Source organism: Lelliottia sp. GFLA7, from assembly GCF_056490165.1.
Window position 1 is genome coordinate 1 of the sequence record NZ_JBWLAQ010000022.1, and the last position, 609, is coordinate 609.

Sequence of the window (609 nt, forward strand, 5' to 3'; positions counted from 1 at the left end):
CCTCGAGGGCGGCGAGGTCGACCGTGACCGTGTCCAGCGGGCGGGACTCCGTCGACCTGGAGGGTGAGAACCCGCCGCGGAAGCTCCAGTCCTGCGCGCGATGCGGTTGGTCCGGCACCGCCCGCGCGAGGGACACGTAGGTCGGGTAGAAGATCACGTCGTCGACCTGGAGATCGCCGAATTTCTCCTCGTACCGGCGCAGGAAGTTGCGGATCCCCTCGGCGGAAACGGGGTCGTACGCTTCGACCACGATCGGCTGAGGCTCGCCGGGGGCGCCCGGCGCAGTGGCCGGGCCCTGTGCGGCCGCGACGGCCGCACCTGGGGCCGGGTCGTCGCCTCGACTCGTGTACATCACGGTTCCGCAGATCGCCACGACCGCGACGATGATCGCTGCGACGGCGCTAGCCGGGAGACGATTGCGCGGCGCCGGCGCGGGCTCCTCTGCGGCTTGGGCGAGATGCTCGGGAATCTGCAGATCGGCGACGAGGGCGGCGAGCTCGCCGAGCGTCTTGGCCGTCATGGCCTGCGCGGTCCGCGCCTGATATTCGGTCGGGTCCAGTTGCCCCTCGCCGTACCCGGCGTCCAGCAATCCACACGTCTGGGCGCGAT

Annotated in this window: 1 protein-coding gene; it reads right to left on the minus strand. The window is 70.9% G+C overall.

Annotated elements, in window-relative coordinates:
* Window positions 1–589: DUF1707 SHOCT-like domain-containing protein (locus AC07RN_RS20930; protein ID WP_478337208.1), on the minus strand; the 589-nt coding region annotated here is incomplete at its 3' end.
* Between the last annotated feature and the right edge of the window lie 20 nt (window positions 590–609).